Here is a 235-nt window from a genome sequence, read left to right as displayed (position 1 = left end):
GACCGCCGATCTCGCCATCCTCCACGATCATCCAGGCCGACGGCGAGAATTCAGCGCCTATGTCAGTCGCGAGGCGGTTCAACATCTCCAATATCTCAGGAGGCGCAATTGCGCTGTCTTGGACAAGGCGCAGATTACGAGGCGCGATGCCCTTCAGCAGCGCTTCGAAGTCACTGGTGGTTAGTTCGATGATCATAGTCTTCTCGACATTGGATAGGCGCCGAAATTGGGCGCG

1 pseudogene is annotated in these 235 nt (G+C 57.0%); it reads right to left on the bottom strand.

The features are described 5' to 3' along the window. Positions 1-235: pseudogene (locus AF337_RS13310) on the bottom strand (GNAT family N-acetyltransferase); the annotation flags it as partial.

This window comes from Rhizobium ecuadorense (assembly GCF_001187535.1).
GTDB classification, from domain to species: Bacteria; Pseudomonadota; Alphaproteobacteria; order Rhizobiales; family Rhizobiaceae; genus Rhizobium; species Rhizobium ecuadorense.
This window is presented reverse-complemented; position numbering and strand designations above follow the sequence as displayed.